The 6,779-nt window shown below is 65.6% G+C and carries 6 protein-coding genes and 1 pseudogene; 3 read left to right on the top strand and 4 right to left on the bottom strand.

The features are described 5' to 3' along the window. Positions 1–255, top strand: a pseudogene (locus AC1DT2_RS02410) (FAD/NAD(P)-binding protein); the annotation flags it as partial. Position 256: 1 nt separating this feature from the next. Here AC1DT2_RS02410 and AC1DT2_RS02405 read toward each other — a convergent pair. Further along, a complete protein-coding gene (locus AC1DT2_RS02405; protein WP_477293994.1) occupies positions 257–1,273 on the bottom strand; it encodes a zinc-binding alcohol dehydrogenase family protein in 1,017 nt (338 codons plus the stop codon). A gap of 16 nt (positions 1,274–1,289) precedes the next feature. Beyond that, entirely contained in the window at positions 1,290–2,477 is a 1,188-nt protein-coding gene (locus AC1DT2_RS02400; protein WP_477293992.1) for an MFS transporter, read from the bottom strand. 116 nt (positions 2,478–2,593) lie between these two features. Between AC1DT2_RS02400 and cls the strand changes: the two genes are divergently transcribed. Next, entirely contained in the window at positions 2,594–4,015 is a 1,422-nt protein-coding gene (gene cls / locus AC1DT2_RS02395; RefSeq protein WP_477293990.1) for a cardiolipin synthase, read from the top strand. Between the two features lie 119 nt (positions 4,016–4,134). Further along, positions 4,135–4,911, top strand: a complete 777-nt coding sequence (locus AC1DT2_RS02390; RefSeq protein ID WP_477293988.1) for a carboxylesterase family protein — start codon at positions 4,135–4,137, stop codon at positions 4,909–4,911. A gap of 105 nt (positions 4,912–5,016) precedes the next feature. Here AC1DT2_RS02390 and AC1DT2_RS02385 read toward each other — a convergent pair whose 3' ends face one another. Then, a complete protein-coding gene (locus tag AC1DT2_RS02385) occupies positions 5,017–5,412 on the bottom strand; it encodes a hypothetical protein (RefSeq protein ID WP_063572848.1) in 396 nt (131 codons plus the stop codon). 30 nt (positions 5,413–5,442) lie between these two features. Continuing rightward, on the bottom strand, positions 5,443–6,630 hold the full coding sequence (locus AC1DT2_RS02380; RefSeq protein ID WP_477293986.1) for an MFS transporter: 1,188 nt from the start codon (positions 6,628–6,630) through the stop codon (positions 5,443–5,445). Between the last annotated feature and the right edge of the window lie 149 nt (positions 6,631–6,779).

The following is a 6,779-nucleotide window of genomic DNA, read 5'->3' as shown; positions in this document are numbered from 1 at the left end:
GAGCATCGTCTGGTGCGCCAGCTGGTGATCGACGGCCTGGTCAAACCCGATCCGCTCGGTCTGGGCTTCGCCGCGCTGCCGGACGGCCATCTGCTCGATGGCAACGGCCGGCCGCGCTCGAATCTTTTTGCGATCGGTAGTCTGCTTCGTGGCGCGTTGTGGGAATCGACGGCGATCCCGGAAATCCGCAAGCAGGCCCAGAGCGTGGCGAACATGCTCATGGCCGAGAGTGCCGAGCGCGTCCACTCGCGCTAGGTCAGGAAAAGCCCGCGAGAACGACCTTGCCGATGGTCTTGCCGCTCTCGAGCATGGCGTGCGCCTTGCGCAGGTTGGCCGCGTTGATCGCACCCACGTTCTCGCGCATCGTCGTCCTGATCACGCCCGCATCGACGAGGTTCGCCACCTCGTCGAGGATCCGACCCTGCTCGGCCATGTCCTCGGTGTGGAACAGCGAGCGCGTGTACATGAGCTCCCAGTGCAACGACAGGCTCTTGCGCTTCATCAGGCGGATGTCGATCGGCTCGGCGGGGTCGTCGATCAGGCCGAACTTGCCGTGCGGCTTGAGCAGCTCGACCAGTGCCGGGAAATGGTCTTCGGTGCGCGTCAGGCCGAGTACGTAGTCGACACCCTCCGGCGCCACCGCTCTTACTTCATCGACCAGTGACTTCGAGTGGTCCACCACGTGGTGTGCGCCCATCGCCTCGACCCATTCACGCGTTTCCGGGCGCGAGGCCGTACCGATGATGGTGAGGCCCGTGAGCCGGCGCGCGAGCTGCACGGCGATGGAACCGACACCACCCGCGGCGCCGACCACCAGCAACGTGGCAGGCCGACCCGGCGTACCGTGTGCAATGCCCATGCGCTCGAACATCAGCTCCCACGCGGTCACGGCGGTGAGCGGCAGGGCCGCGGCTTCGGCCATGCTCAGTGTGGACGGCTTACGGCCGACGAGACGTTCGTCGATCACGTGGAACTCGCTGTTGGCACCCGGCCGGTCGAGCGCGCCGGCGTACCACACGGCGTCGCCGACCTTGAAGCGCCGCACTTCCGGGCCAACCGCGACCACGGTGCCTGCGGCGTCCCAGCCGAGCACCTTGTCGGCACCTTCCGGATCGGTGTTCTTGCGGATCTTGGTGTCCACCGGGTTGACCGAGATGGCCTCGACCTTGACCAGCAGGTCGCGCCCCCTCGCCTCGGGCGTGGTCAGCTCGACATCGAGCAGGCTCTGCGGATCGGTCACGGGAAGCGGGGTGCGATAGACGACGGCTTTCATGGAGCTCTCCTGGAGGTCAGGCGCCTTCGGCCACCACGGTCACGGGACGGCGGCGTTCGAGCGCAACGCTGGCCATCGTAGCAAGCAGGCCGGCCACGGTGACGCCGGCGCCGGTCAGGCTCACCATCGGCATCGAATAACCGGCCGCGAGCACCGCGCCACCCAGCCACGCGCCGCCAGCGTTGCCCAGATTGAAAGCGGCGATGTTCAACGTGGAGGCCAGGTTCGGCGCATCACCCGCGACATGCACCACACGGGACTGCAACGGTGCGATCGTGGCAAACGCAGCAATGCCCCAGAGGAACACGGTGACGATGGACGCGACGGTCGAATGCATCGTCCAGGCGAACGCGACCAGAAGCGCGGTAAGCACCACCAGGATCCCCATCAGCGAGGGCATCAGCTTCCAGTCGGCCAGGCGGCCGCCGAGCATGTTGCCGATGGTGGTGCCGAGGCCGAACAGAACGAGCACGGCACCGGTCCAGTGGGGGCTGACATGCGACTGCTCCTGCAGGATCGGCGCGATGTAAGTGAACACGGTGAACACGCCGCCGAAGCCCAGCACTGTCATGCCCAGGGCGATCAGGGCCTGCGGCTCGCGCAGCACGCGCAACTCGCGACGCATGTCCGGCGCCTTGAGGTTGGGCAGCGAGGGAACGAAGCGGGCCACACCCAGCGCGGCGATCACGCCCAGCGCCGTCACCGCCCAGAACGTGGAGCGCCAGCCGGCCCACTGACCAAGGAAGGTACCGAAGGGCACGCCAAGCACGTTAGCCAGCGTAAGCCCGGCAAACATCAGGGCGATGGCACGAGCGCGCTGGTTGGCCGGGACCAGGTGTGCGGCGACGACGGCACCGATGCCGAAGAACGAGCCGTGACAGAAGGCGGCCACCACGCGCGCCACCATCAGCACGTCGTAGTTCGGCGCGATGGCGCACAGGGCATTGCCGAGGATGAACAGGCCCATCAGCAGCAAGAGGGCGTGTTTGCGCTCCATCTTCGCGGTGAACGCGGCAAGCAGCGGCGCGCCAACGGCCACGCCCAGGGCGTAACCGGAGACAAGCATGCCAGCGGAGGGAATACTCACCTTCAGGTCGGTAGCGACTTCCGGCAGCAGCCCCATGATCACGAACTCGGTGGTACCGATCGCGAAGGCGGCTACGGCCAGTGCCAGCAGGGGCAGGCGGGACGGAGAGGGGTTCATGCGTTAGGCTCGTTGGAAAGCGATAACGTGGATTGTCCGCCCCAGGCCCTTATGCACATACACCCGCACGCGACAAAGACTCTTGCCGCAGGATTGAAGATCAGGGTCGGAAGCCCATGATCACGTCAATGATCGCGATCGCCGCGCTGGCCCTGCATGTCGCGGGGATCTTCGCCGGCATGCATGCCGTGATGCATACACGCACGGCGCAGGGGGCCTTCGCATGGGTGCTTGGGCTGGTCTTCCTGCCCTACGTGACCYTCGTCCCCTACGTCTTCCTGGGCGCCAGCCACTTTGGCGGCTACGTCGACCTGCACCGCCAGCGCCAGGCACGCTTCTTCATGCTCCACGAGGAAGCCGAACTCTCGGCGCGGCCCGGCCTGCTTCCGGTGACCACCCCCGTGGGCGATGAGCGATATGACGCCATCGGCCGCATGCTGAAGACGGCGATGCACGGCGGCAACGGGCTGGCGCTGCACATCGATGGCGAGGCCGCCTTCAAGGCCATGTTCGCCGCCATCGCACGCGCGGAACACTACGTCCTGGTGCAGTTCTTCATCATCCACGACGACGTGCTGGGTCGACGCCTGCGCGATGCCCTGCTCGAGCGGGCAGCCGCCGGTGTAGAAGTGTGCCTGCTCTACGACGGCATCGGCAGCCACGATCTCCCCTCCAGCTATATCGAGGCCTTGCGCAGCGGAGGCGTGAACGCACACCGCTTCGCGACGCGACGCTGGCGCAATCGCTTTCAGCTGAATTTCCGCAATCACCGCAAGGTGCTCGTCGTCGATGGCGTGCGCGGGTTTGTCGGTGGCCTGAATGCGGGCGACGAATACCTGGGCTCGAAGCCGCCGCTGTCGCCGTGGCGCGACACGCACATGGAAATCGAAGGCCCCGCCGTCGCCGACCTGCAACGCGTCTTCGCCGAAGACTGGTACTGGGTCACCGGTGAACGGCCGCCGTCGTCACCGCCGCCGGAGCGCTGCGGCCGCGCCAATACGATGATCGTCGCGACCGGCCCGGCCGACCGCCAGGAAAGCTGCTCGCTGTTTTTCACCCAGGCCATCCATGCGGCGAAGCACCGCGTATGGATTACCACGCCCTACTTCGTGCCCGACCAGGCCGTGTTCGGCGCGCTGCGGCTGGCCGTGTTTCGCGGCGTGGACGTGCGCATCCTCATTCCCTGCCGTCCCGACCATCGCACCGTGTTCATGGCCTCCACGCTCTATGCCCACGAAGCCACCCTGGCTGGCATCCGCATGTTCCGATACCAGCCCGGCTTCATCCACCAGAAAGTGATGCTGGTGGACGACGACACCGCCGTCGTCGGCAGCATGAACATGGACAACCGCAGCTTCCGCCTGAACTTCGAGATCACGGCGTTGAACGTGGACGAGACGTTTGCCGGCGAGGTGGAAGCGATGCTGACCCACGACTTCGCCCAGTCCGAAGAGGTCAACCAGAACGACTACGATCGACTGACCTACCTGCAACGCGTGGCGCTTCATGTAGCACGCCTCTTCGACCCTGTCCTTTGATATGGGCGCCTTTGTAGGAGCCGATTTATCGGCGATAGGGTGCTCGCGAGAACGTTGCCCGCTGCCGCGGGATCGCCGATGAATCGGCTCCTACAAAAAAACCAGCTTAGGGAACCGACATGCTCCGCAGCCTCGCCTTTCTCACCGCCTTTCTCACCGCCATGATCGCCACCGGCGCTTCCGCCGCCCCCGCGACCTTCGTCGAACGCAGCGTGGACGTCCATGGCAAGACCTACCGCTACCAGGTGTTCGTTCCCGTCGATGTGGATGGCAAGCATCCTGCCGTGGTCCTGTTCCTGCATGGCAGCGGCGAGCGCGGCAACGACAACCAGGCGCAGCTGTCGCAGGGCCTGCCGCCGTGGTTGAAGCAGCACACCGATTTCCCGGCCGTCGTGGTGATTCCGCAGGCGCCGAACGATACCGAGTGGACCGACAAGGTCGATGCCGACATGGCCCTGGCCGCGCTCGAGAAGACCGTGAAGGAATTCCACGGCGACCGTAAACGCCTGTACCTTACCGGCTTGTCCATGGGCGGTTTCGGCTCGTGGCAGATCGCTGCCGATCACCCGGGCATGTTCGCTGCCGCGGCCATCATCTGYGGTGGTGTCGAACCGCTCCCGGGCGACGGTCGCAACCTTTACGTGCACGGCGTACCCAAGGGCGACGATGCGTATGCCTGGGTGGCGAAGAAGATCGGCAAGCTGCCGGTGTGGATCTTCCACGGTGGCGACGACAACGTGGTGCCGACCGAACAGTCACGCCGCATGAACGCGGCGCTGATCGAGCGCCACGCCGTCGTGAAATACACCGAATTCCCCGGCGTGAATCACGGCTCGTGGGAAAAGGCCTATGCGACGCCCGACCTGTGGGACTGGATGTTCAGCCACAGGACCTAGGGCAATTCCTGTAGGAGCCGATTCATCGGCGATCGGGTGCTCGCGATAACCCTGCCCCGCTGCCGCGGGATCGCCGATGAATCGGTTCCCACAGGGAACAGCGCGTTACGAAGAGCGCATGCCGGCGAGGAGGCGCTTGAAGCCGCCGGAGAACATCGCCCAACCGATGCACGCGCCGATCAAGGCGCCGACGATGTCGAAGAACACGCGCAGGCCGATGGCATCCGGATCGTGTACGGCGGCGAGCTTCAGCTGCAAGAGTGTCAACGACTGCAGCGGCGCCATGGTGAAGTAGAGCAGGTCCCACATGTCCTGACCGCCGCCGATCGCCACCGCGAGAACGAAGGCGATGGAAATCTCCTTGCCATCGCTCCAGCCGTTGGGTTTACCGGCGAATGCGTGGAGCAGCGCGTAGACGATGATGCCGACGAGCAAGGCGATCCCACCCGATTCCAGGGCGCCGAGAACGCCAAAGTCCATCCAGCTGCGGTCGTACGGCATGTAGGAAACTCGTAAGGGATCAGGCGGCCATTATGCCCGCGCATTGGCCCGTTGATCGCGCGGCGGTGCATCGCGGCCGAATCGCAGGTAGAGCGACGTCGAGAGGATCGCCGCCGCCAGCGACGTGAAGCCGGCCACGAGGAAGATCGCCGGATAGTCGTACAAGCCGGCGATCCAGCCGCCCACCGGGCCGGTCAGGCCCAGAGCGACGTCCAGAAACACCGAATAAGCGCCGAGCGCAGCGCCGCGGTTGTGCGTGCTGACGCGCCCCACGGCTTCCACACCCAGGGCCGGGAAGACGAGGGCGAAGCCCGAGCCGGTCAGCGCAGCRCCAGCCAGCGCGGCATGCGGCGTCGTGCCCAGCCAGAGCAGGATCAGCCCCAGGCACTCCACCACCAACGAGACGATGGCGACGCGATACCCGCCGAAACGATCGATCGCATTGCCGAAAATCAGTCGGATGCCGATGAAGCACCCACCAAACACCGAGAGCGACAGCGCCGCATCCGACCAGTCGCGACTGGCGTAGTAGAGCGCGACGAACGTGGACAGCGAGCCGAAGCCGATCGAGCCCAGGGCGAGACCCACGCCGTAAGGCATCACGCGCTTCAGCACGCTTTTGAACGGCAGCCGCTCGCCATGACTCGGGGCGACACGCGCCTTCATCAGGGCAAAAGGCAGCGCGACGAGACCGAGCGCGAAGGTGAGGATACCCAGCGCAATGAAGCCATGGTCCCGCGCCAGCATCACGCCCAGCGGCGCGCCGACGGCAATACCGCCGTAGGTGGCGATGCCATTCCAGGAGATGACCCGTGCGGTGTGCTCACCGCCGATGCCGCCGATGCCCCAGGTGATCGAGCCGGTGCTGACCCAGCTCTCGGCGAAACCCAGACCGAGCCGGCTGAGCAGGATCAAGGTAAGCGACAGCCCCGGATTTTTTGGCACGATGGCGCCGAGTGCCAGGAACAGGCCGGATATCGCCAGCACGACGAGACCGGCGACCACCGTGCGTTTCGGGCCCATCGCATCCGCCATGCGCCCGGCGTGAGGACGACTGAGCAGGGTCGCAAGATACTGCGCACTCACGGCCAGGCCGGCGATGATCGTCGAATAACCGAGGTCAAGATGCGCGAACCCCGGCAGCACGGCAAGCGGAATGCCGATGCACAGGTAGCAGACGAAGGAAAAGACGACCGAGGAAAGGATGCGCGCGGTCACGGCGAAGCGCCGGCCGCGGGTGGGAACTAGGGAGGGGAGAGACATGGCCGGCCCATTATACCGTGGCGTTGCTGCGGTGCGTCATGGTGGGTTTATGAAGGGTTTTTCATGGGGGGTTTTGCGAGCACCCGTCGCTTCGGCGAGCACCG

It is taken from the genome of Luteibacter sp. P4_E6, from assembly GCF_056401535.1.
The sequence above is the reverse complement of the archived record's forward strand: the minus strand, read 5'-3'. Positions and strand labels throughout refer to the sequence as shown.